This is a genomic window from Pseudomonas sp. BF-R-26 (assembly GCF_019947395.1).
Classification (GTDB): Bacteria; Pseudomonadota; Gammaproteobacteria; order Pseudomonadales; family Pseudomonadaceae; genus Aquipseudomonas; species Aquipseudomonas farris.
Genome location: NZ_JAGYGK010000025.1, coordinates 39,034 through 62,444, shown reverse-complemented (window position 1 = coordinate 62,444; position 23,411 = coordinate 39,034). Strand labels below are relative to the sequence as shown.

The window sequence follows — 23,411 nt, the reverse complement described above, 5'->3', positions numbered from 1 at the left end:
ATACTTGCGCCGCAAAGGCTTATTCAGGCCGGCGCACTGCCCTTACCTTCCCGCTGTTGCCGCCGCCACAGAAAAACCGGTCGTGGCCATCGAACTCAAGTCCCGACACGCCGACGCCAGCCGGCATCTGGACGCTCTCCAACACCTCGCCCGTGGCTGGGTCGACTCGCCGCAACTCGCTCTCGTCACCTTCCCATGTGCCGTGCCATAGATCGCCCTCGACCCAGGTCACACCGGTGACGAAGCGGTTGGATTCGAGGGTGCGCAGCACTGCCCCGGTCTGGGGATCGACCTGATGAATTTTGCGCTCGCGATATTCGCCGACCCAGAGCGTCCCTTCGGCCCATGCAAGCCCCGAATCACCACCGCCGCCGGGCGCGGGGATGGTGGAGAGCACACGCCCGGTCTGCGGGTCGATTCTCTGGATGCGATCCTCGGCGATCTGAAACAGGTGCTGACCGTCGAAAGCTGTGCCGGCATGGGCGGCGACATCGATCGAGCGCAGCGTCTTGCCGCTCTCAGGATCGAGCGCGTTGAGTTTGTCACCGGAGGCAAACCAGACCTGCTGGCCGTCATGGGTGACGCCGTGCACGCTGTCGACGCCTGGAAAAGGTCCGTATTCGCGGATGATTTCAGCTGTTGAATGTTTCATGTTTTGCTCCTCGTTCACTGACTGCATTCACTGGGTTGGTGAAGTGGATGCTAGTCATTGGGCAGCAACCCTGTGAGTAACAATACCGTCGCGAATCCCGGAACCGGCGGGGTCATCCAGCGACGGGCGCGGCCATGACCGAATGACTGCACCTTGCCGACAGCCGCCAGCGTGTCGAGGGCTCGTTGCACGGTGCGCTGACTGGCGCCAAGCGCCAATGCCAGGGCCGAACTCGACCACGATTCGCCGTCGGCGAGGAAGGCGAGCAGCGTCGCATGCTGCTCTTCGACAGGCCGCGCCAGCACCACGACGTCACGCGCAACGTGCGGCACCAGCGCAAACCCTCGCGGGGTCGCGACTACATCGGCGATCAGGTGCAGCGCCGCGCGCAGCCGCCCGAGTTCGACGCGCAACCGCGCGCGATGGGAGTCATCCGCGAACTTCATCCGAAAGGCGCGCGCAATCAGCGTCTCCCTCGGCACGTCAGCGGGCCACGCTTCGCCCAACGCCCGGGCGAGCGCGAATAGCACCGGCCGCCGGGCGAGTGAAACCGACGAGCCTGCGGCGCGCACGACATACCGGCAGGCGTCGACGACCAGTGTAGGGGATGCCAATAACGCTTCAATTTCATCCAGCAGCAGCGGCTGTTCCCGGCCGCCGACAATCAGCCGCGCCGCCGGTGTGTCGAGGATGCGGGCGGCGCTTTCGACCTCTGCCGTCAACGCGGGGATAGCGGCGTGTTGTGCAGCACGCTCGGCTCGTTCGAGTGCTGCGCGCGCCGCTTTTGTTTGCAGACGACGCATTGCGATGCCCGCCACGACCAGTTCGTAGGCTGCCCTCGATGCGGGCGGTAACGGCGTCGGATCAAGCTCGGCGAGCCGGTGTTCGGCCTCGTCGAGGTGCCCGATCAGCAGCAAGCGGCGGATCTCGAGGTACCGCGCATGGGCGGCGTTGACCCAGTCGCCGTGCGCCTGAAGTGTCGCCCGCGCGGCGTCGAGTGCCTTGGTTGGCCAGTTCAGATCCCGCGAGGCGAGCGCGATCTCGGCCTCGGCGACGACACACCGCGCCCGGGCCAACGCCTCTTTCGGCCCGAAAGCACGTGCGGCGCTACGCACCAGCGCCTTCGCGCGCACAAGGTCGCCCAACTGCGCCATCGCGATGCCGCGAAGCGCGAGGGCTGGCGCATCGTCGCGCAAGGCGATGCGGTTCAGCGCGCCGAGGGGATCACCCACCGCAAGCGCACGGGCCGCCGCCGTGATCAGCGAATCCATCTGAAGCGCGCCACCTGTCACCCCTACCGTTCGATGCCCGCTGATCAGTCTATCTCACGACCGCATAGCCGCACGCCGATCCGCTATGGGGAGCGCTTACTTGATCCGGTAGTGAAAGGTATTGCGCACGGCCGGCACTGCCACCGCGTGGCCGTCGACGATTCTCGGCTGGTAACGAAAGGTGTTGGCGGCGGCCAGCGACGGACGCATGAACAACGGATGGCAACCGTCCAGCACCTTGGGGTTCTCGATTTTGCCTTGGGGATTGACGGTGTATTCCACGGTGCAATCGCCTTCGATGTTTTTATCCAGTGCCCGTTGCGGATAGTCCGGCGCGTCCTTGCTCAGGGGCAGGTATTGGCGGCTGTCGGCAGCTACTTGGGTGGCCTGCTGACGCGCGCGTTCGGCGGCCAGGCGCGATTGTTCGGCGCGTTGGGCCTGCTCTTGGGCCTGGCGTTGCTGCTCGAGGTCATGAGTGCGTTTTTCTGTCTCCTGACGCTGGCGTTGTTGCTCGGCCTGAAGTTCGCGTTTTTTGTCTTCGACGCGTTTGCGCGCAAGAACGGCCTGTTCAAGTTTTTGCGCCTGGATCTGCGGATCGATCGCAGGTTTGACGGGCTGGATGGGCGCCTCGGCCACTGGCTCCGGTAGCGGCGGCGCCGCTACCGGTTCAGTCGCCTGTGGCTGCGGCGCCGGTGGCAGCATCACCAGTTGCGTTCTCAACACCGCCGGCTGTTCGACCGGTGGTTTCTCCAGCGACCAGCCGTGCACCAACAACGCCAGCACAATGGCATGCAGCCCTACCGCCAGGCTCGCCGCCAGACTGTTTTTCCAGAACCCGCTGCGGGCAGCATCCCGCAACGTCATGGATGGACTGGGCATGATCATCGCCGTCATTGCGGGGCCTCGGTCACCAGCCCGAGGTTGCTCACACCGCCCTGCTGCAACGCCGCCATGGCTGCGACCACACTGCCGTAACCGGCGTCCTTGTCGGCGCGAATGTAAACCTGAGTGTCACGGCGTTCGGCAACTATCTGCGCGACCTTGGCGCGCATCTCATCGAGCGCCACCGCACTGTCGGTCTGGTGCTGCGTATCCAGTTCACCGCCGAGGTTCCAGTAATAACCACCCTCGGCCTTCACCGACAGGGTAAGGATTTGCTGGCGAGTATCGGTGGCCAACGCTTCACTGGCGATCTTGGGCAGTTCGATCTTCACGCCCTGGGTCAGCATCGGCGCGGTGACCATGAAAATCACCAGCAGCACCAGCATCACGTCGATGTACGGCACCACGTTCATTTCGGCCTTGGGCCCGTGCTTGCGTTGCGGTCTGACGAGCATCTGTATTCTCCTCTCAGGCTGCGACGGCCAGGTTCATCGGCGTGCCATGCAAGGTGCGATGCAAGCGCACCTGCAATTCATTGCCGAAGGCGTAGTAGCGAGTCAGCAGGGTTTGGCTGTGCGCCGAAAAGCGGTTGTAGGCGATCACTGCCGGGATGGCGGCAAACAGGCCGATGGCCGTGGCGATCAGCGCTTCGGCGATGCCCGGGGCCACGGTGGACAGCGTCGCCTGCTGCACCTGGGACAGGCCGAGGAAGGAATTCATGATCCCCCACACCGTGCCGAACAGGCCGATATAGGGGCTAACGGAACCGACCGTGGCGAGGAACTGCAAGCCCTTCTCCAGGCGGACTTCTTGCTCGCTGATGGCGACGTACAACGCCCGTTCAACGCCTTCGAGCACCACGTCGGCCGCATTGCCCGAGTGCTGTTTGAGGTGGCTGAATTCCTGAAACCCGGCGTGGAAAATCGGCTCGACACCGGCTTCGCTGTCAGTGCTCTGTGCGGTTTCGCGGTACAGCGGCAACAGGTCCGCAGTGCTGCGAAAGCGCTGCATGAAGTTGTTCAGTTGCCGCTCGCGACGTTGCAGCACGCCGCTGCGCTGGATGATCAGGTACCAGCTGAGCACCGACGCCAACAACAGGATGAGCATGACGGCTTTGACCAGCAGGCTGGCATCACTGATCAGGCCCCAGATGGTCATGTGTTCCAGTGTCGCTTGCATGGTGAAACTCCTTGTCTGGCGCTCTCGGGCTGTCGATGCGCGACGGCCGTTGAGCTATTCGATGAAATAGTGATGACAGGTTGATGACTGGCCGGGTCAGGGCAATTTCAACGCTTTGGTGACCTCGACCCAGGGCACGAATTTGAAGTTCTGGGTTTGCTCGGGCATGCGTTTGCGGCCGTCCTGCACCACCAGCATGCCGTGGCTCCAGGGACCGCCGAGGTTGGCCGAGGTGACTTCCAGGCCATCGGTTTCCGAAGCGCCGTCGATCCCCGCCGCCGCGTTCAGCCCGACGCGGAATGCGCCGCGAGACGCGAACGGCGGTTCAGCATCGAGCACCACATAGCTGTCGTTGCCCTGGCTGGAGATCACTAAATAGTCCTGCGCCGCGCTTTGATAGAGCGCCAGCCCTTCCACATCCGCCTGCAACTGCGCACCGACTTTGATCACGCTGCTGAGCGTCGCCGGTTGATCGGCGCGGGCGTCCACCGCCCAGACGCCGACGTCCTCTTCACCGAGAAACAGGCGCTGGTGCTGGTCGTCGGCAACACAGCCTTCGGGCTGGCTGTCGACCTTGAACTGGCGCACCAGCTCGCCCTGTACGTTGCCGTTCGGCGCGCTCAAGCGGTATTGCAGGAAGGTGCCGTCCTTGCCGTTGGCGATCGCGTAGATTTCGCCGCTGGCCGGTTGAAACAGGCAGAGGCCGTAGATGTCCTTGAGCGGCGTGGGAATCTCACCGGCTTCGCGCAACTCACCGCTAGTGCGGTCGATGCTGAACAGGCTGAGGCTGTTGTGATCGCGATTGCTCGCCACCGCGAGGTCGACGGTCTGCTGACCGAGCTTGAAGTTCGGCCGTATATCGACGTTGTTCAGTCGCCCCACCGGCAACTCCTGTAGCAGCTTGCCTTGCAGGTCGTACGCCATCAGCCCCTGCTTTTTATTGGTGCCCAGCACCCGACTCAGGGCTGCTTGCTGCGGATGAATCCAGATCGCCGGATCATCCGCGGCATCGCCCTGGCGCCCTACCGGGTCGCTTTGGCTGATTGCTTTTACGTTCGGCAGCACCGGCGCCAAGGGCACCGGCGTGGCTTGCCAGTCGAGTTCGCCCTGATACAGACGACCGTCGTCATCGTCGCGCAGCAGTACTTGCAAGCCTTTGGCCGTCGGGCGCAGAGCGAGGTTTTCCGGCTCGTTCAAGCCTGGCAACGCCAAGGTGGCCTGAGCCGTCCAGCGTTCGCCCTGCTGCTGATAGAGATGCAACTGCGCGGCTTTCGGATCGAGTGCGACGATGCCACCCGGCTCCAGCGCCATCGCACCCGCTGCCTGTTTGATCTCGCCGAACGGTTCGCGCATGGCCACCGGTGTGCGCGTCACATCGGCTTCGGCATGCGCCGGGTAGGCCCACCAACCGACGTTCTCCTCATTGACCACCAATTGATTGGCCGCATCGTCGACCTGACAGAACTGTGCCGACGGCGGCAGCGGCAGACCGCGCACCCGTTGCGGTTGCGGGTTCAAAGTGGCGCCGTTGCCCACCAGCCATTGCTCACCCTTGCCCTCCTCGCCCACCAGAAACAGGAATAGATTGCTGGCTTCGTCGCGGTACAGGCACAGGCCGTTCACCGGGTAATCCCGCGTCGGCAGATACACCGGTTGCCCCCAACTGCGCTTGGCCGGATCGAGGCTGACCAGCAACGCTTGTTGACGGGCGTTGTCGAGGCTAGCCACCAAGACGTGTTGGTCGGCGGCGCGGCTGTCGAGGCTACTGAACGAACCTTTCAGGCGTGCCAGCTCTTTGCCTTGCGCGTCGAGCAGCAGCAAGCCGTCACGCTCGCTGGCGGCCAGGCGTTCGGGGCCGAGGTCGGCGGGCAAAAACGCCACCGCGTCGACCGCCAGGTTCGGTGCCCAGGGTGTGAGGCTCAGGTTCGGCGCGGCCGCCATGGCCTGGCCGATGGTCAAGCTGATCAGGGTGGTCAGCAGACCGTGTTTGGGTAACCACGAAATACTCATGAACAGGCAAAGTCCTTGTCGTGCATCCATCACGGCGGCAACACCGGGCTGCCGCCCCGGGGCTTAGAAGTGGGTAAAGGTCAGGCCGAGCTTGTAGGTCGGGCCGTATTCTTCGTATTGGCCGTTGTAGGAACGGTTGCCGGTGTAGACGAAGTACGGCTCGTCGGTGAGGTTCTGCGCCTCGAAGCTGACTTGCAGGTTTTTGGTCAGCGAGTACCGCGCGCTGAAATCGACGAAGGTCTGGGCATCGACGTGCAGGTCGTGGGCCTTGTCGTTGATCGAGGCCAGCTCAAAGAGGTAATCGGATTTGTAGTTGGCCGACAGACGCAGGCTCAACTTGTCGTCTTCCCAACCGAGCATCAGGTTGCCGACGGTGTCGGACTGATTGGGCAAATCGATGCTGCGCTTGCGGTTGATACCACTGGCGGCGTCAAAGCCTTCGATCTCGGCATCGGAGCGGCTGAAGGTGGTGTTGGCGCCGAGCAGCAGACCGTTCCAGGGCGCTGGCAACCAGTCGAATTTTTGCGAGTAGGCCAGCTCCAGGCCATAGAGTTTGGCGCTGTCGCCGTTAGCGAACGTATGAGCCTCGGAGAAATCGGCCCAGGCGCCGGTGCCGGCCAGGTCAGTGTTGTAGACGAAGTTCTTGATGTCTTTGTAGAACACGAACGCCGAGACCGTGCCGGCATGGCCCATGTAATGCTCAATGCCCAGGTCGAGGTTGCTGGATTCCAGCGGCTTGAGGTCCGGGTTGCCGAAGGTCGCCTCGTCATCGTCAATGACAAAACCCGGTGCCAGTTGGCCGAAAGTCGGACGCACCACGGACTTGGTCCAGGCCGCGCGCACCTGGGTGTTCTTGTCCAGTTGATAGCGCGCATGCAGGCCCGGCAACCAGTGGTGATAACGGCGTTTGGTTTCGGTGGACTGGAACTCGCCATCGGTGGCGCCCGTGCCCTTGGCTTCGAACTCGGTGCCTTCGTAGCGCATGCCGGCAATGAAACGCCAGTCATCGATATCGATGGTGTTCATCAGGTAGCCGGCGTTGATGTCTTCGCTGATCTTGAAGTCGTTGACCCGCGATTCGGTCTCGTCATAGAAGTCCGCTTGATTCAGGCCACCGATCAACTGCTTGATGGCGCTGCCGCTGATGCCCGGGCCGAATTGGCCGAGGCGGTAATCCACGGTGCCTTTCTTGAATCGGCTGAGGTTGAGCTGTTCATCGCTGAAACCCAGATCGTCGAAATCTTCATAGACCCAGGCGTCGAGGTTGTTGTCTTTGTTGCGGCGGCTGACCTTGCCGCCAAATTTTACCTGGGACGCATAGCCGCTGAAGTCGTAGTCGCGGGCCAGGTCCAGGCGCAGGTTTTTCTCGGTGTCGGTGGTTTTCTGTTTTTCCCAATCGACCTTGTCGAGGCTGAAGTTGTCCGGGTTGTAGAAGCCCTGACCGATGATGGGCCGAGGCTTGTCGTTGTCGTAGAAACCGCTGTCGGCAAAGTCGTCGGTGCCATTGAACGCAGCGTTGGCGATGTGGCCCGGGCTGTCTTCGCTGGAGCGACTGTAGCCGGCCTGGCCGCTGAGGGTCCAGAGGCCGAACATACGCTCGCCGCCTAATACGTAGGACTGGATTTCCTGGGTTTCTTCCCGTTGTTTGAGTTTGCGTGAGCCTTCGGCGTCGCCCAACTCCCCCGCCGCCAGCGGGTCGGCGAATTCGAGGCTGGTGGAATTACGCGTCTCGCTATCCTTGTAGCGGCTGTACAGGGTGCGCAGGTAATAGCTACTGAGGTCGTCGGGTTTGTAATCGAAGTTCAGGCCGCCACCGGAGCGTTCACGGCTGATGTCGTAGTCGCGTTGCTCGAACTCCTGCAATTTGGCGCCTTGCTCGAAGTCCCAGGCGCCGCCGGTTTCGACGTTGTCCGAGCCGAAGTCGCGCTTCTGCCAGCTCAGCGCCGCAGCGACGCCGAAGTTGTCGATGCCGTCGCCCAGGCTGAAGCGATCACTTATGGCGCCGGAAAATTTCGGGCTGGTCTGGTGGGTATTCTTGTCGTAACTGGCTTCGCTGCTGCCGGTGTAGAACAGCCCTTTGTGATCGAAGGCCGAGAGGCTTTTCACATCCACGGTACCGCCCAAGGAGTTAGCGTCCATGTCCGGGGTCAGGGTTTTGATCACCGACAAGGATTGCACCAATTCCGAGGGCAGCACATCGAGGGCCACGGCCCGGCGTTCGCTTTCCGGCGATGGCACCAGTGTGCCGTTGATGGTCACGCTGTTCAGATCCGGACCGAGGCCGCGCACGCTGACAAATCGCCCTTCGCCCTGGTCGCGCTCGACGCTGACGCCCGGCAAGCGCTGCACCGCTTCGGCAACGTTTTCGTCCGGCAACTGCGCCACGCCGTCGGCATGCACCACGCTCTTGATGCTGTCGGAACTGCGCTGCTCCTTGAGCGCCTGATCAATGCTCGCCGCCTGGCCCACCACTTCGACGTGTTCGGTGTTCGCCACGGTTTCGGCGGCGCTCAGGCGTTCACTGGCGATCGCCATGGCCAGGGCGGTGAGCGTGAAGCCGACCACTCCGGCGGTGCTGCTGCGCTTGTACATGAATGTCCTCCCCCAAGAGTCCGTTAACGCCAGGCAAGAGGCCCGGCAACTGGGAGGGCACGCTAGGGACGGGGGATGACGGTTCTGTGACAGGGGTTGGCGGGAGGTGCGGTAAACCGGGGTTTTGCCGGGTTTCGGGGAGGGAAGTGAGCTGAAATGACTTGTCAGCCAAGCCATTTCAGCTGCGGAGCACTGTTGTAGCAGCTGTCGAGCTTGCGAGGCTGCGTTCGGCTGCGCAGCAGTCGTGAATCAGGTTGACGCGGTCTGCCTGCCACACCGCAATCTCTGGTTTGACGACTGCTGCGCAGCCGAACGCAGCCTCGCAGGCTCGACAGCTGCTACAGATCGCATTACTGCTTGCTGGTCCTCACTCGCCAGAAAATCCCGCAGGACCATGAGCTGATTCGACCTCACACCTGCCTCACACCCCAGTCACCCGACTGTCACAAACATCTGCTGTGCTGGCGCGCATTGCTTCTTCGCCAAAGGATCGCGGCCATGTTCTCAGTGCTCAAACCTCACCGTTGGAAACTCGCCCTGCTGCTGTTGGCCGCCAACCTGGGGTTGCTTCTGCATCTGGCCTGCGGCGAGGTGAAACCGGTCAGCGAATGGGTCTGGCTGGACATCGTCGGTGAAGGTGGATCGGCGTTGCTGGCGTTGGTCTGGCTGGGATTGGTACTCAAGAGTCGTCCGGCCGGCCGCGTCACCAATTACCTGGCGCTGGGTTTGAGCGGGATCTTTTTTTCCTGGTGGATCGACAGCCTCGACGAGTTCATCCGATTGCCCGACAGCATCACCTGGGATCACTGGCTCGAGTCCGGGCCGATGCCGGTCGGCATGATCCTGCTGACCATAGGCATCTATCACTGGCACCGCGAACAACTGGCAATCAGTGCGCAGATGGAGAAACGCGAGCGGTTGTTCCGCGAGCATCGGTTGTTCGACAAACTCACGCCATTGGGCGGCGCCGATTACCTCAAGCGGCAACTGGCCAGCAGCCTTGAGGAAAGCCACCGCCAACAACAGCCGCTGTCGTTGTTGGCGCTGGACCTGGACAATTTCTCGGCCATCAATCAAGCCTTCGGGCATGCCGAAGGCGACGCCGTGCTGCAAGCGCTCAGTCATTTGCTGCTGCTCAATCTGCGGCGTCAGGACTTGCTCTGCCGACTGGCCGGCGACCGTTTCGTGGTGCTGCTGCCCAACACCGGCGAGAGCCAGGCTCGGTTGCTGGCCCTGGAACTGCAACAGGCGGTTCAGGGCCTGGCGCACAAAACCCGGCAGCACGGCGAACGCTTGCAGCTGTCAGCGAGCACGGCGGTGGTGATGGCGCTGAACGAGTCGCCAGACACCCTGCTCAAGCGCCTTAACCTGGCGCTAGCCCGGGCCAAGCAGCCTCTGGCCAGAACGGCCTGAGGCCCGGCCATGACCCTGAAAACCACTTGGTACGAAACCGACAGCCGTTTCATTCCCGGGCATTATCAGCCGGCAACCCTGATCGATCTGGCGCTGTCCCGGGACATCGACAGTCATCGTCTGCTGCGCGGCACCGGGCTGTTTCATGAAGACATTCTGGCTGGCCAGACCCGCCTCAGCCCCCTGCAGTTTTTCGCGCTGATCGGCAACAGCCGACGTCTGCTGGATGCCGACGACAGCAGTTTTCTGTTCGGTCAGCGCCTGCTGCCCGGACACTACGGCGCCGCCAGCCATGCCCTGCGCCACGCACAAAATCTGCACCAGGCACTCGACACCCTGGTGCAGCAACAGGCGCTGCTCAGCCCGTTAATGACGCCGCGATTGGTGCTGGATGAAAAACACGCCTATCTCTATTGGCTGGACAGTTGCGGGGCCGGCGAGCAATGGCGTTTTCTGCTGGAAGCGAGCATGACCTCGCTGGTGGCCATGAGTCGCGCGCTGAGCGGCCAGCGTCTGCCGTGGGAATGCAGTTTCAGCCATGCCGAGCCCCGTTATGTCGAGCAATATTGGGTGCATTTGGGTGAGCACACTCAGTTCAACCGGCCTCTGGACCTGATGCGCATCCCCCGGGAATTTCTCGCCCAGCGATGGCCCGATGCGTCGGCCATTGCTGGCCAGGTCGCCCGTCAGGAAGCTCAGGGGCAACTGCAACAGTTGGGCTGCACGTCGAGTTTTCTCGACTGCATGTACCGCTATTTACAGCGCCACGTGCGCCACACTCCAAGCCTGGAACAAGCCGCCCAAACCTTCGCCATGAGCCCTGCCACCCTCAAGCGCAAACTGCAAAAACACGACACCGGTTTCCAGCAACAGGTGGATTTGGTGCGCAAGCACGTGGCCCTGTACCTGTACCAGATCAAGGGGTTCAGCAACGAAGCAGTGGCCGAGTACCTGAGCTTCAACGATGCGGCAAACTTCCGCCGCTCGTTCAAACGCTGGACTGGCAGTACGCCCAACCTGATCCGTCAGTTGTTCAATACCGGCTGAGGAGTCATGCGATCCGTAGATACTCTGTTCACCGTCAAGCCCTTCGCGTGGAGCAATATTCCACAATGAGCTGAGTGAGCGCTGCCACAATCGCCTGATCCGCTTCAGCAGAGGTGAACAACCGAAACTGCGCATCCGGCAAATCCGGCAACCCTTGCTCCGCCCCCAGAGCCGCCAGTCCCTGCCCCAATTGACTGACCGTCATGGGCGCCACCGCGAAACCAGCCAGCGCCGCCGCCCGCAACCCGGCGGTGCTGGTGCATGACATCGCCGTACGTTGGGCGATCCCTGCCTGAGCCAGCCGCCTCAGCGCTATCTCACGATAAGGACAGGGTTCAGGAAACAGCGCCAGCGGCAACGGTGTCGGTAACCGGGTGACGGGTTGCGCCGACCAGGCCCACACCAGCGGTTCTTGCCACAGTAGCACCCCCGCTTCGCTGGTTTCGCACAGAGAACCGATGACCAGCTCCAGATCGCCTTGCTTCATCAGGCTCAGCAATGTGCCAGGAATACCCACCTGCACGTCGATTTCCATGCCTGGGTACTGCGTCGCGAAATCCTGAAAAGCCCGCAGCAATCGCGGTTCGACAAAATCCTCCGACACCCCGATCCGCACGCGCCCGTGAAACGGTGTGCGCGTCAGTTGCGCCCAGGCATCACGGTTCAACGCGAGGATCGTCCGCGCATAAGCGATCAGGCGCTCGCCATCGGGCGTCAATTGCTGGGAGCGAGTCGTACGCTTCAACAGCGGTTTACCGACCTGTTCTTCCAGTCGCCGCAAGTGACCGCTGACCGCAGATTGGGTCAGGTGCAGCTTTTCGGCTGCGCGGCTGAAACCGTCTTCATCGACGACGGTGACAAAGGTTTTTAACAACAGCACATCGAACATAGTTCTATTCGTGATTAATGGCTTATTAATTCACGATTTATATTCCAAATAAAACTATGTTGCAATGATCCAACTTCCCCGCCCGAGACACGCCATGACCACCCTTCTGCATATCGAATGCTCTCCGCGCAAACAGCGCTCGGCCTCCCTCGAAGTCGCCCGCAGCTTCATTGCGCGCTATCAAGAAAATACCCCGGACACCGAAATCATCAGCCTCGATCTTTGGAACATGGTTTTGCCGGAATTCGACGAGCTGGCAATGGACGCCAAATATGCCGGGCTCAATGGCACGCCCTTGACCCCGGCGCAGCAAGACGCCTGGAACACCTTGAAAGATCTGGCCGCGCACCTGCACCGCGCAGACGTGCTGGTGATGTCCGTACCGCTGTGGAATTTCAGCATCCCGTACAAACTCAAACACTTCATCGACCTGGTGTCGCAGAAAGACATTTTGTTCAGCTTCGACCCGGAACGCGGTCTGGAAGGCATGCTGCACAACAAAACCGCCGTGGTGATGTACGCCCGCGGCCTGGATTTTTCGGCGCAGTCGATCACGCCAGCGGAGCGCTTCGACTTTCAGAAGCCCTACGTGGAAGCCTGGCTGCAATTTATCGGCGTGAGCGATGTGCACTCGGTGATTGTCGAGAAAACCATTCTGGGGGAAGACGTTGACCTGAGTGCGCGCAAGGCCGCGACTCAGCAGGCCATGAGGCTGGCAGACAGTCTCGTGCTGTAAACTCACCTACCACCTCAAACAAGAGATCCCCCATGGCAAACCACGACATCACCTTTCTGCCCGACCCAGACCCGGAATCCATCTCCTCCGACGTCGCCGGTTTCGGCGGCCTGCTGGTCTCCACTCAAATCCCCACCCGCGCCGACGGCAGTCTGGAGCTGGGCGGCATCGCCGAGCAGAGCGAGTGCACCCTGCAAGCGCTCAAAGTGGCGTTGGAGCTTGCCGGCAGTTCGATGGACCGGGTTCTGCATCTGACCATCTACCTCACCGACATGGCTGACCGCGCCGCTTTCAATGAAGTCTACAAGCGCTTCTTTGCCAAGCCGTGGCCGGTTCGCGCCGCTGTTGGCGTGGCCTCATTGGCGGTCGAAGGTATGCGTGTGGAAGTCACTGCGATGGCGGCCAAGGGCTGAGTCCGTGGACTTGTCCGGTGGCCCTGCTCCAGCGAGCGGCTACCACCGGGTCATTCCCGACAGCAGGTTTTTTGCCGCCGGGACCCCTCGCCGGTACTCAAAAAGCGGCTATTTGACGAGCCGTTTTTCCTTGGAAGGCCTATAGCCGAAGTACGAGCTATAACACTTGCTGAAATGACTGGGCGACACAAAGCCACAGGCAACCAACACGTCTACCTGTGACAGCTCTGTGTGCTGAAGGAGTCGACGCGCTTCGGTGATGCGCAGCTCCATGTAATATCGCTGCGGCGTTGTCCCGAGCTGCTCCTTGAACAAGCGCTCGAGTTGTCGCCGGGAACGGCCCGCGTAGACCGCCAGCTGCTCCAACTCCAGAGGCTCTTCGAGGTTGGCGTCCATCAGCTTGACCACCTCTCGCAGCGGCGCGCTCACACAGATATTTTCAGCCGGTTTGATGCGCCGGTAGCGAGACTCCTCGAAAGCAAGAATGTCCTCGATACCCTCGACCAGGGCTTTATCGTGCAGTTCTTTGATCCAGTCCAACGCCATATGAAATGCGCCAGAGGGGCTGGACGCGGTGAGCCGGTCTCGATCGATGACATAGGGCTCACTGGTGACATGCGTCGCCTTGGAGATTTCCGCCAGTGCGGGACGATGTTCGGGGTGAATGGCGCAACGATATCCATCGAGCAAGCCTGCGCTGCCCAGGAACCATGCACCATTCCACAACCCGGCCAGACTGACGCCCTGATCTGCCGCCGCTCGCAACAGGCTGATGAACTCATCAGTCGCCTTCAGTTCTGTCCTGTAGCCGCCGCAAATAACCAGCAGGTCCAGGTCGTGAATGGCTGAAGAGTCGATGCGCGCATCCGGCCGAATGACCAGGCCCAGATCGCTGACGACCTCCCCCTCATTCAAACCGAACGTTCGGGAAGCGAACAAGCCGGGGCGCAGAAGATTCGCGGTGACAATCGTGTCCAGTGCCTGGGTGAACGCGGGCAGCGAGAAATGCTCGAGCAGCAAAAAGCCCGCCCGAGTCATTCGAGCAGGCTCGCCAGTGTTTTCATTCAGATAGCGGAGGTTTTTCCCCTTCATGCCTCCGCTGAATTGACGTCGTTCGATCAATGTTCGACCCACTCGGTTACGTTAGCCAATCTGCCATTTGGTGCGCCTTATAAAGCGTCATGCTACCTGTAGAAGCTCAAAAAGCCCTAGGGGGCGTTCTCAATTAGTTTCACCGCCGCGCCGAAACTAATTGAGAACGCCCCCTGGTACCATTATGCGACCGATCAGGCTAGTTGAAAGCCGTGACGAAAAACCCGAACTCCATCCATACCGTTGTATCCAATGTGTAGGCCAATGGAGGTGAGTGAAATGAACAATGATGATGTTAATGACGACGAATCAGAAACGACCTCGAACGTCCCGCCTGCCGATACATCTGGCAAACCCGACGATGTGGTCGAAAGAGAACTTGAGGACAGCGACAGTGACGCCGAAAGTTTAGATGAAGCGCGAAACCAGGAGCGGGAGGCTGAAGAGCTCAGGCGAAAAATAGCGGAGATAGAACGTAAAGTGGCGGACGGTAACTAGCAAAATGCCGGAGGGGCGAGAGACATCATGATGCAGATGCTGGCCAAGGGTGATCTCACAAACGGGGTTATGCGCTCCGATAATTGACCGTTTTGAGTTGTGGATTCAACCGGTCGATGCAACAGATTGCAATTGGGCCAAAACCGGTCAATATCGCTCCTTTCGTCTACCCTCACAAAGCGCCAGGCATGCTTGGCGCCTCGACATTCTTTCGTTAATACACCGGAGATCTTCCATGCTCAAGCGCACCCTGGCATTCGCCATCGGCTTGACCCTGTCATTTTGCACCCTGTTGGCGCAGGCCGCCGATACGTTGAAAGTCAGCGCGATTCCCGATGAAGCCCCGACCGAACTGCTCCGCAAGTTCAAGCCGCTTGGCGCCTATCTGGAACAACAGCTGGGCATGAAGGTCGAGTTCGTGCCGGTGAGTGACTATCCAGCCGTGGTCGAAGCGCTAGCCACCGACCGCATCGACCTGGCTTGGCTGGGCGGCTTCACGTTCGTGCAGGCACGCCTGAAAACCGGCAATGCCATTCCGCTGGTACAGCGTGAACAGGACGCTCAATTCACCAGCAAATTCATCACCGCCGACCCTGCCGTCAAGTCCCTCGCCGATCTCAAGGGCAAGACCTTTGCATTCGGCTCGGTGTCCTCTACGTCGGGCAGTCTTATGCCGCGCTACTTTATGCTCAAGGACGGCATCAAGCCGGAAACCTACTTTAGTCGCGTCGGCTACTCCGGCGCCCATGACGCCACTGTCGCCTGGGTCCAGGCTGGCAAGGTGGACGCCGGCGTACTGAACGCCAGCGTGTGGGAAAAACTGGTCGCCGCCGGCAAGGTCGACACCACCAAGGTCAGAGTGTTTGCGACCACCCCGGCCTACTTCGACTACAACTGGACGGTGCGCGGGACCCTCGACCCAGCGCTGGCGGCCAAGATCAAGGCAGCCTTCCTGGCGCTCGATCCGGCGAAGCCTGCGGACAAGGCGATTCTGGATCTGCAGGCCGCCAGCCGATTCATCGAAACCAAGCCTGAGAACTATAAGGGCATCGAGGAAGCCGCCCTCGCCGCCGAACTGCTCAAATGACATTGCGTCTGACCCAGGTCAGCCTTACCCACGTCAACGGCGTCCAGGCGTTGCGTGGCGTGGACCTGCACATCGGTGCCAGCGAACAGGTCGCCATTATCGGCCCGTCCGGCGCGGGTAAGTCGAGCCTGCTCAACCTGCTGGCCACCGCCCTGCGACCGGGCAACGGCGAGTTGCAGGTGCTCGGCGAGCGAGCCTGGCAGCTTTCGGCCCGTCAGCGTCAGCGTCTGCGCGCGCGCATCGGCCTGATACATCAGTCGCCTCCCCTGCCACCGCGCCAACGCGTGGTCACCGCGGTTCTGGCCGGAAAGCTGGGTCAGTGGGGTTTGGGCAAGAGCCTGTTGAACCTGCTGCATCCACTGGATATTCCGGGCGCACGCGCGGCATTGGCCAGGCTGGACCTGAGTGACAAGTTGTTCGCGCAATGCCAGCAACTGTCCGGTGGACAGTTGCAGCGCGTGGGCATTGCCCGCGTGTTGTACCAAGCGCCCGAGGTGTTGCTGGCCGATGAGCCGGTATCGGCCATGGACCCCGTGTTGGCCCAGCACACGCTTTCGGTGCTCTGTAGCCATGCCCGGCAGCACAACGTCACCCTGGTCGCCAGCCTGCATGCAGTGGAGCTGGCCCTGGCGCACTTTTCGCGCATCATCGGCTTGCGTGATGGACAGATCCTGTTCGACCTTCAGGCCAGCGAAGTCGACCGTGAGTTGCTCGACAAGCTCTACGCCAACGAACAATTGCTGTCCCCACCGATTGCTCCGGCGCCCTTGAGTGTGCAGATTCCCCGATGCTGACCCGTGATACCCGAGATCCCGCCACCCGACCCCGCCTGCTGCTCACCTTGCTGGCCCTTGCCTTGCTGTGGCCGGGCATCCACTTCAGCGAGTTGGACCTCAGCGTGCTGGTGGCGAGTGACAGTCAGAGCGAGATGGCCCGGTTTGTATCCGCCTTCTGGCCACCTGCTCATGGCGAGGAGTTCATCGAGCTGCTGTTGCAAGCCACCCTGCAGACCCTGGCCATCGCCACGGCGGGCATGGCCCTGGCGTTGCTGTTGGCAGTTCCCGCCAGTCTGTTGGCCAGCCGTGCTCTGTCGCTGTCTGCTGCCTCCCGCGCCGGCCACCCGAGTTATTGGGGCCAACTGCTGCGTTGGCCCATACGCGGTTTACTGATTTTCCTGCGCAGCGTGCCGGAAATCGTCTGGGCCCTGCTGTTCGTGCGCGCCGTCGGCCTCGGCCCGACTGCCGGGGTGCTGGCCATTGCCATTACCTACAGCGGCATGTTGGGTAAGGTTTACGCGGAAATTTTCGAGTCGGTCGACCAGCGCCCGGCCCACGCGCTACTGCAATCGGGCAGCGGTCGGCTCGCAGCCTTTTGCTATGGGATTCTGCCCAATGTCGCTGCGGAGCTGCTGTCGTACACGGTGTACCGCTGGGAATGCGCAATCCGTGCTTCGGTAGTGATGGGCTTTGTCGGTGCCGGCGGTCTGGGCCAGCAAATGGATCTGTCGTTGCGCATGTTTGCCGGCGGTGAAGTGGCCAGTTTGTTACTGACGTTCCTCGTGCTGGTGCTGCTCGCCGATCAACTCAGCCGCCTGCTGCGCTGGAGGCTGGCATGAATCGCCTGATCAATCTGGCACTGCTGCTCTGCATCGGCGCAGCGGTGGTCGCCTCGTTCATCTACCTGGGCATCGACCTCGGCGAGTTGGGCGGCACCGGCAACCTGAAGCAGATGGGCGCTTATGCGCAGCGTTTTCTCAGCCCGGACCTGAGTTCGGGCCATCTGCAAGCCATCGGCCACGGCGCGCTGGAAACCATTGCCATGTCTGCCCTGGGCACCCTGCTCGCGGCGGTATTCGGTCTGCTATTGGCATTGCCTGCGGCCGGGCGCTTCGGCTGGCCACTGCAGAGCGCGTCGCGCCTGGTGCTCAACGCCTTGCGCGCCGTTCCGGAGCTGGTGTGGGCCGCGCTGATGGTTCTTGCCGCCGGTCTCGGCCCCAATGCCGGCACCCTGGCATTAGCCCTGCACACCACCGGCGTACTTGGTCGGTTATTCGCCGAAGCGCTGGAAAACACCCCACCAGAACCCGCCGAAGCCATCCGTCTGCAGGGCGGCAACGCCGTATGGGCTTTCTGTTACGGCACACTGCCCAACCTGTTGCCACAGCTACTGGCCTACATCCTGTATCGCTGGGAAAACAATATCCGCATGGCCAGTGTGCTCGGTTTCGTCGGCGCCGGTGGTTTGGGGCAAATGCTCTATGTCAGCCTCAGCCTGTTCCAGGAAGCGCAAGCCAGCACAGTTATTCTGGCCATGCTGTTACTGGTACTCGCCGTCGATACATTGAGCAGCTGGAGCCGTCAACGCTGGGTCAAAGCTTGACTGCTTTCGGTGCCGGGCAATCGTTCAGTGGGTCTTCGAAGCTATGCAAACCCGAGGAACGACAGAATAACCACGATGATCACGACTACCCCGACGATGTAGATGATGTTGTTCATGAAGGCTACCTCTCAACCTGGACAGGACTGCGACACGAGGGTGCTACAAATACAAGGTACTGCACCTTTGCGCGCAATTCCATTCGGAACACGCATAGGCTCCGCTCTCGCCGAAATCTTGGTTTGATGCCGTGGTAAAGGGGACGAAGTCATTTCCCTGAACGGGTTACTCCGAAACCACCGAGGTGCCTAACGACTTTCGTAAATAGGTTGCCGACGCAGGACACAAATGCTTGAACTGGGCGGTTTGACGAATAGCGAGCGGCGCTTCATCCCTATCGAAAATTTCATACCCAGTGGTTGTAAAAAATCCAGTAGCGCTTTGAGTTAACAAGTGCAACCGAAGCGCACCCTGGGAGGCAGCATATCGTTCCAGCTCAGACAGCACAGCTTTGCTCAGCCCCTTCCCACGTTGCAACTCGCAAACGACCAGTGAGCGAAGCAGCATGTCTTGACCAGCCCCCTCCAGACCGCCGTACGCGATCGATTTACCGTCCATCTCAAAACGGAAAAACTGCCGACCCGGGTCGCTTACATCATCAAAGGGCAATGCTGCTTGACTCAGAGCCTCACGGAGCTGAATCAATCCGTTCGCCTCGATTTTAAACATCTGCATTATCAGCCCTTCTATAGCCCCCAAAGCCCTCAAGGCTAGCAGACCTAGCCGCTGCAACCTTGTCACCTGTCGACGGCGCGGTATTGGCCGCGTTCTGTTGCCAAAGACGAGGCCACCCCCTTTCTTCGATTGTGTTGATAGTAACAATCAGCACGAACTCATTGTTAGCCTACCAACTGGATGGTAGCTTGTTATCGAGTTTCAAACATCACTGTAACCACCACCATCCATATCCCTGTGAGAATCCCATGCAAGACTGGAAGCAAACTCGTAAAGACATCAACACTCGTCTGGTAGAGCTTAACGGCCTTTCTCCGGAAACAATGAAAGGCATGGCGTCACTCGGCGCCGCAGGCGCCAAGACCAATCATCTAGACGCAAAGACCCGCGAATTGATTTCCCTGGCCGTGGCCGTGACCACTCGCTGCGACGGTTGCATCGCCTTCCACGCCGCCGAAGCGAAGAAAGTCGGTGTTACCAGCGAGGAAATCGGTGAAGCGCTTGGCGTAGCCATCAATATGAACGCCGGCGCCGCGCTGGTCTACAGCACACACGTGCTGGACGCATTCGATAAGTCATAAATCAAACGCTGGCTTTCAACCTGTCAACGACGTCGAGTTTAATCATGAATAAGTTGTTCACCCCTTACGATCTGTCCGGTACCGCATTGGCCAACCGTGTTGTCATGGCTCCGATGACCCGCACTCGAACCCTGGAAAACATCCCTAATGAATTCACCGCGCTGTATTACGCTCAGCGCGCAAGCGCCGGCCTGATCATCACCGAAGGCCTGCCGATTTCCGAAGAAGCCCGCGGCTATCTGTATACCCCGGGCATTTACGCCGATGAACACTTGCCAGGCTGGCGTCAGGTCACCGATGCCGTGCATGCCAAGGGTGGGAAGATTTTCGCGCAGTTGTGGCACGTCGGCCGCATGTCCCATGTATCGGTACACCCGGATAACGCGGTCCCGGTTTCTTCAGGTACGCAGCCGGCGGTCGACACCACGGTTTACGCATGGATCGAACCGGGCAAGTCCGGCCACGTGCAACCCAGCGTGCCACGTGCGTTGGAGACGAACGAAGTAAAACGCGTCACCGCCGACTTTGTGAAGTCTGCGCGGCTGGCGATGGAAGCAGGTTTTGACGGCATCGAAATCATGGCGGCCAACGGCTTTCTGTTCGACCAGTTCCTCAGCAGCACCCTGAACACCCGCACTGACCAGTACGGCGGCTCAATCGCCAATCGCCAGCGTTTCCTGCTGGAAACCATTGACGCGATTGCTGATGAAATCGGCAGTTCGAACGTTGCCGTGCGCTTTTCGCCATTTGGCCGTCTTTATGACTTTGGTGTGTACGAAGGCGAAGAAGAGACCTGGATGAGCATGGCGGCAGCGCTCAACGAACGTGAGCTGGCGTACGTTCACCTGAACTATCAACCGACCATCCTCGCCGCCCAGACGCCGCCTGGTTTCGGTGCTGCGTTTCGTGAAGCCTACAAAGGTACGTTGATGGCAGCCGGCGGGTTTACCCAACCGCTCGCTGAATCGGAACTTGCCAAGGGCGAGCTCGATTTGATCGCCTTCGGCACCGCCTATATCGCCAACCCCGATCTGGTGGAACGCATGCAGTACGGCTGGCCATTGGCTGAGGGTGATCGCGCGACCTACTACGGGGTGAGCGAAACGATTGCCAAGGGTTACACCGACTATCCGGCATATGCCGCGGGCGAAGCCTGATATCCAGAAAGTGGCGTTCAATGCTGAACAGAGGAGCCTGGTTACACGGTCACTTCCAACTCCGCAAGAACCGCTTTTTTCAGCGCTGCAACTGAACGGGATCCGGGCATGACCCGGAGCAACCGACCCTCGTGAAACACCGCCAAGGATGGCACTGCACGGATGCCGTACATCTGCGAGATCGTCGGAGACATCGCCACATCGATCTTTCCAAAAACCGCCAAGGCGTGGAGCTTTTCTTCCAAGGCATGAAAGACCGGCTTCATCTCCTGACAAGGCTTGCACCACGACGCGGAAAACAGCACGACGCTGCTGCCTTTGGCAACAAAACGGGCGAACTGTGGGGCACTCAACTCAACGATACGGCTCATTTTTGCCTCGTTTTCGATGCTACTGGAAAGCGGCACTACTCAGTGCCGCACACCTTCTGCCGATCAAGTCTTGCAGCCATCTATACCGCAGATCTGGCCGATGAACGCGTCATCCTCTGACTTCGCTTGCAGCTTGTTCAGCGCTTCAAGAAACGCGGCCTCGGGCTGAGCGCCGGATAATGAGAAGGCATTGTCGAATACAAACAAAGGAACACCCGAACCCAGTTGCGCAGCAATATGTTCGTCCTCCTCCATCTCTGCCCGCAATTCAACGGATGACCACGCCAGTTGAATTGACTCATCCGATACACCAACTGCCTTGGCAATGGTCTTCAGGCTGCTGCGATCAAACAGCGACTTACCATGGGTCGTACTCTGCTCATACAGCGCCTCTACCAGACGCTTCTTCGCTGCCGGATCTTCAACCGCCTTGACCAATACGTGGGCATCAGCGGTGTCGCCAAACAGCATGGTGTCAAAACGGTAATTCAGCTCATCGGCTTGGCCATATTTACTGACGGTGCTCATCATCGCGGCGGCGGAGTCCGGGTTTCCAAGCTTGCGCCCAAGAGCCGCAACCATAGGCTCTGGTGCCTGATTCGCCGCCAGACGATAGGCCCTGACATTTACCTGCACACTGTTTTTTTCAGGAAAACGCTCCAGCGCTTTCTCGAAGCGACGCTTGGCAATCCAGCACCAGGGGCAGACAAAATCAGACCAGATATCCACTGCATATTTTTTTGAAGGGGTTTGCATAATTCATCCTGCACCAAAATTAATAGAGACCGCGTTGCCGGCGTTTCAAGCAAATAGTTGGAGTAACGCAGAAAGCCCCCCAACGGGAGACTTTCATAAGGTCGCGCTTGCTGATGTGGTCAGGCACGTACCGCCATGACCCCGGCGTCCACATCCCAGATAGCGCCGGTCACCCAGGACGCCTTGTCGGAAAGCAGGAACAGGATGGTATTAGCCACATCTTCGGGAACACCGACTCGCCCGAGTGGGTGGAAATCGTTAAGCGACTTCATTGCCTCCGGGATCGCTTCTTTGTCCATGAAACCCTCGTAGATTGAGGTATGGACGATTCCTGGCGAGACTGCATTGACCCGGATTCCGGAGTGGGCCAATTCAATGGCCAGGTTGCGGGTCAACGCATGCAGACCTGCTTTGGCCATGGAATAGGCCGATGCCGGTGAACCGGCCAATGCTGCCTGTGCACCGATGGAGCCGACGTTGACAATCGCGCCTTCGCGCTTCGCGGCAAGCATGTTCTTGACCACGGCTTGCGTAATGAAAAAAGTCGCACGGTTGAGCGACAGGTACATGTCGTACTCGGCTTCGTCGTGCTCAGTGAACGGCTTGGGAATAAAAATCCCGGCAGAGTTCACCATCAGGCTGATATCGCTGTGGTGGGTGTTGATTTCCTGCCGAACGGAATTCATGCCCTCTTCAGTCATCAGGTTTGCGACGATCACGGACACAGAACCCAACGGGCTCAATTCCTGGCGTGCAGCCTCGGCCTTATCCTGCTTGCTTCCGGTAAGCACCACGCTACCGCCCGCCTTGAGAACCATGCGGGCCGTTTCCAGGCCCATTCCGCTGGTGCCACCGACGACCAACAGTTTCCGACCTTTAAAGAAATCGCTCATTTCATTAGTCCTTCTGATCAAGATTCAAAACTTGGCACCAGGACGATTCATCGCCTGCTGGTGCGTGGAGAGTCGGCGAAATCAGCCTTCACGAACTTCGAGGGTGGGCACCATACGGATGGCTTTCGAGAAGTTTGCGTAATTGACCGACGTCTTGAGCACCACTTTGTGCAGCTCTTCAACGCGCTCACGGGAAGCGTCGGTGTGCAGGCGAATAACCACACTTACCTCGTCGTAGCCCGGATTGACACTCTCTTCAATCCCCAGAAAACCGCGCAAGTCGAGGGTGCCATCCGTCTCGATTTCCAGGCTATGAATCTTGATACCCATCATCGCAGCGTTGGCGGCATAACCGACCGACATGCAGGCATTGAGTGCTGCCATCAACAGTTCCTGGGGGTTAGGCGCGGTGTTCTGGCCCAGCAATTCATTTGGCTCATCGGCCACGATTTCAAAATCGCGTGAGTAGGTTTCACCTGCCAAGCTGTAACGGCTGACTTTCGCGACTGAGCGAGTCTGGTGCTCCCATTGGGTCTTGACGTTGAAACTTGCCTTGCGCTTGGTCACATCCTCAGCAACGCCTTGGGCAAACTGCTGGAGTGCGGCTACGTCGATACCATTCAGGTTGTTGCTCATTTATTCAATCCTCTTTGTGGACAGGGCGTTTGGACGCCCGAAAGAGATACAACCCTACCAACTAGTAGGCAGCCATTCAAGAGATCTTTAAACCCATCCCCCAGCTGCCGAACAAATGCACCCGCGACCCGGCCGGTCTGGAATA

25 protein-coding genes are annotated in these 23,411 nt (G+C 60.0%); 11 read left to right on the top strand and 14 right to left on the bottom strand.

Going from position 1 to position 23,411, the window contains the following annotated elements; all coding sequences use genetic code 11:
* Positions 1-19: 19 nt before the first annotated feature.
* The 7 genes from KGB18_RS28165 to KGB18_RS28135 form a co-directional block, all read right to left on the bottom strand.
* Positions 20-652, bottom strand: a complete 633-nt coding sequence (locus tag KGB18_RS28165; RefSeq protein WP_223570848.1) for a PQQ-binding-like beta-propeller repeat protein — start codon at positions 650-652, stop codon at positions 20-22.
* Between the two features lie 50 nt (positions 653-702).
* Positions 703-1,923 (bottom strand): helix-turn-helix domain-containing protein, encoded by a 1,221-nt coding sequence (locus tag KGB18_RS28160; RefSeq protein ID WP_223570847.1) that lies wholly within the window; start codon positions 1,921-1,923, stop codon positions 703-705.
* 96 nt (positions 1,924-2,019) lie between these two features.
* Positions 2,020-2,817, bottom strand: coding sequence for an energy transducer TonB (locus KGB18_RS28155; RefSeq protein ID WP_223570846.1), 798 nt, complete (start codon positions 2,815-2,817; stop codon positions 2,020-2,022).
* A complete protein-coding gene (gene tolR, locus KGB18_RS28150; RefSeq protein WP_123721215.1) occupies positions 2,814-3,260 on the bottom strand; it encodes a protein TolR in 447 nt (148 codons plus the stop codon). The genes KGB18_RS28155 and tolR overlap by 4 nt, the downstream gene beginning before the upstream one ends.
* A gap of 13 nt (positions 3,261-3,273) precedes the next feature.
* Entirely contained in the window at positions 3,274-3,984 is a 711-nt protein-coding gene (gene tolQ / locus KGB18_RS28145; protein ID WP_123721214.1) for a protein TolQ, read from the bottom strand.
* Positions 3,985-4,080: 96 nt separating this feature from the next.
* Positions 4,081-5,994 carry a phytase gene (locus tag KGB18_RS28140; protein ID WP_223570845.1) on the bottom strand — a complete coding sequence of 638 codons (1,914 nt, stop codon included), beginning with the start codon at positions 5,992-5,994 and terminating at the stop codon, positions 4,081-4,083.
* Positions 5,995-6,057: 63 nt separating this feature from the next.
* On the bottom strand, positions 6,058-8,586 hold the full coding sequence (locus tag KGB18_RS28135; RefSeq protein ID WP_223570844.1) for a TonB-dependent receptor: 2,529 nt from the start codon (positions 8,584-8,586) through the stop codon (positions 6,058-6,060).
* 498 nt (positions 8,587-9,084) lie between these two features.
* Between KGB18_RS28135 and KGB18_RS28130 the strand changes: the two genes are divergently transcribed.
* Together KGB18_RS28130 and KGB18_RS28125 are read left to right on the top strand one after the other, a co-directional pair.
* The gene (locus tag KGB18_RS28130) at positions 9,085-9,999 is read left to right on the top strand and encodes a GGDEF domain-containing protein (protein WP_223570843.1); all 915 of its coding nucleotides are present in this window, start codon (positions 9,085-9,087) and stop codon (positions 9,997-9,999) included.
* Positions 10,000-10,008: 9 nt separating this feature from the next.
* Positions 10,009-11,046 (top strand): AraC family transcriptional regulator, encoded by a 1,038-nt coding sequence (locus KGB18_RS28125; protein WP_123721210.1) that lies wholly within the window; start codon positions 10,009-10,011, stop codon positions 11,044-11,046.
* A 34-nt stretch (positions 11,047-11,080) separates the two neighbouring features.
* Here the strand turns inward: KGB18_RS28125 and KGB18_RS28120 are convergent, their stop codons facing one another.
* Positions 11,081-11,935, bottom strand: a complete 855-nt coding sequence (locus KGB18_RS28120) for a LysR family transcriptional regulator (RefSeq protein ID WP_123721209.1) — start codon at positions 11,933-11,935, stop codon at positions 11,081-11,083.
* A gap of 94 nt (positions 11,936-12,029) precedes the next feature.
* Between KGB18_RS28120 and KGB18_RS28115 the strand changes: the two genes are divergently transcribed.
* Both KGB18_RS28115 and KGB18_RS28110 read left to right on the top strand, forming a co-directional pair.
* Entirely contained in the window at positions 12,030-12,671 is a 642-nt protein-coding gene (locus KGB18_RS28115) for an FMN-dependent NADH-azoreductase (RefSeq protein WP_223570842.1), read from the top strand.
* Positions 12,672-12,703: 32 nt separating this feature from the next.
* Positions 12,704-13,084 (top strand): RidA family protein, encoded by a 381-nt coding sequence (locus tag KGB18_RS28110; protein WP_038983873.1) that lies wholly within the window; start codon positions 12,704-12,706, stop codon positions 13,082-13,084.
* A 108-nt stretch (positions 13,085-13,192) separates the two neighbouring features.
* Here KGB18_RS28110 and KGB18_RS28105 read toward each other — a convergent pair whose 3' ends face one another.
* Positions 13,193-14,206, bottom strand: coding sequence for a GlxA family transcriptional regulator (locus KGB18_RS28105; protein WP_187326426.1), 1,014 nt, complete (start codon positions 14,204-14,206; stop codon positions 13,193-13,195).
* Between the two features lie 249 nt (positions 14,207-14,455).
* On the opposite strand from KGB18_RS28105, the gene KGB18_RS28100 reads away from it, so the two are divergent.
* From KGB18_RS28100 to phnE (KGB18_RS28080), 5 genes are all read left to right on the top strand, one after another.
* Positions 14,456-14,674, top strand: coding sequence for a hypothetical protein (locus tag KGB18_RS28100; RefSeq protein ID WP_123721206.1), 219 nt, complete (start codon positions 14,456-14,458; stop codon positions 14,672-14,674).
* A 235-nt stretch (positions 14,675-14,909) separates the two neighbouring features.
* Complete coding sequence (locus KGB18_RS28095; RefSeq protein ID WP_223570841.1) at positions 14,910-15,761, top strand: putative selenate ABC transporter substrate-binding protein; 852 nt, start codon at positions 14,910-14,912, stop codon at positions 15,759-15,761.
* Positions 15,758-16,555: a phosphonate ABC transporter ATP-binding protein gene (locus KGB18_RS28090; protein ID WP_223570840.1), complete on the top strand. Its 798-nt coding sequence runs from the start codon at positions 15,758-15,760 to the stop codon at positions 16,553-16,555. The genes KGB18_RS28095 and KGB18_RS28090 overlap by 4 nt, the downstream gene beginning before the upstream one ends.
* On the top strand, positions 16,549-17,376 hold the full coding sequence (gene phnE / locus KGB18_RS28085; protein ID WP_223570839.1) for a phosphonate ABC transporter, permease protein PhnE: 828 nt from the start codon (positions 16,549-16,551) through the stop codon (positions 17,374-17,376). Before KGB18_RS28090 ends, phnE (KGB18_RS28085) begins: the two co-directional genes overlap by 7 nt.
* On the top strand, positions 17,373-18,140 hold the full coding sequence (gene phnE, locus KGB18_RS28080) for a phosphonate ABC transporter, permease protein PhnE (protein WP_123721202.1): 768 nt from the start codon (positions 17,373-17,375) through the stop codon (positions 18,138-18,140). The genes phnE (KGB18_RS28085) and phnE (KGB18_RS28080) overlap by 4 nt, the downstream gene beginning before the upstream one ends.
* Before the next feature lie 282 nt (positions 18,141-18,422).
* Here the strand turns inward: phnE (KGB18_RS28080) and arsN2 are convergent, their stop codons facing one another.
* Positions 18,423-18,872 carry an arsenic resistance N-acetyltransferase ArsN2 gene (arsN2, locus tag KGB18_RS28075; RefSeq protein ID WP_123721260.1) on the bottom strand — a complete coding sequence of 150 codons (450 nt, stop codon included), beginning with the start codon at positions 18,870-18,872 and terminating at the stop codon, positions 18,423-18,425.
* Positions 18,873-19,120: 248 nt separating this feature from the next.
* On the opposite strand from arsN2, the gene KGB18_RS28070 reads away from it, so the two are divergent.
* Together KGB18_RS28070 and KGB18_RS28065 are read left to right on the top strand one after the other, a co-directional pair.
* Positions 19,121-19,453 carry a carboxymuconolactone decarboxylase family protein gene (locus tag KGB18_RS28070; protein WP_123721201.1) on the top strand — a complete coding sequence of 111 codons (333 nt, stop codon included), beginning with the start codon at positions 19,121-19,123 and terminating at the stop codon, positions 19,451-19,453.
* A 44-nt stretch (positions 19,454-19,497) separates the two neighbouring features.
* Positions 19,498-20,610: an alkene reductase gene (locus KGB18_RS28065; protein ID WP_123721200.1), complete on the top strand. Its 1,113-nt coding sequence runs from the start codon at positions 19,498-19,500 to the stop codon at positions 20,608-20,610.
* Positions 20,611-20,651: 41 nt separating this feature from the next.
* On the opposite strand, the gene KGB18_RS28060 is transcribed toward KGB18_RS28065, so the two are convergent.
* The 4 genes from KGB18_RS28060 to KGB18_RS28045 all read right to left on the bottom strand — a co-directional run bounded on the left by KGB18_RS28060 (position 20,652) and on the right by KGB18_RS28045 (position 23,266).
* The gene (locus tag KGB18_RS28060; protein ID WP_123721199.1) at positions 20,652-20,981 is read right to left on the bottom strand and encodes a thioredoxin family protein; all 330 of its coding nucleotides are present in this window, start codon (positions 20,979-20,981) and stop codon (positions 20,652-20,654) included.
* A 63-nt stretch (positions 20,982-21,044) separates the two neighbouring features.
* Complete coding sequence (locus KGB18_RS28055; protein WP_123721198.1) at positions 21,045-21,737, bottom strand: DsbA family oxidoreductase; 693 nt, start codon at positions 21,735-21,737, stop codon at positions 21,045-21,047.
* Positions 21,738-21,856: 119 nt separating this feature from the next.
* Positions 21,857-22,630, bottom strand: a complete 774-nt coding sequence (locus KGB18_RS28050) for an SDR family NAD(P)-dependent oxidoreductase (protein ID WP_123721197.1) — start codon at positions 22,628-22,630, stop codon at positions 21,857-21,859.
* 81 nt (positions 22,631-22,711) lie between these two features.
* Entirely contained in the window at positions 22,712-23,266 is a 555-nt protein-coding gene (locus KGB18_RS28045) for an OsmC family protein (RefSeq protein WP_123721196.1), read from the bottom strand.
* Positions 23,267-23,411: the final 145 nt, after the last annotated feature.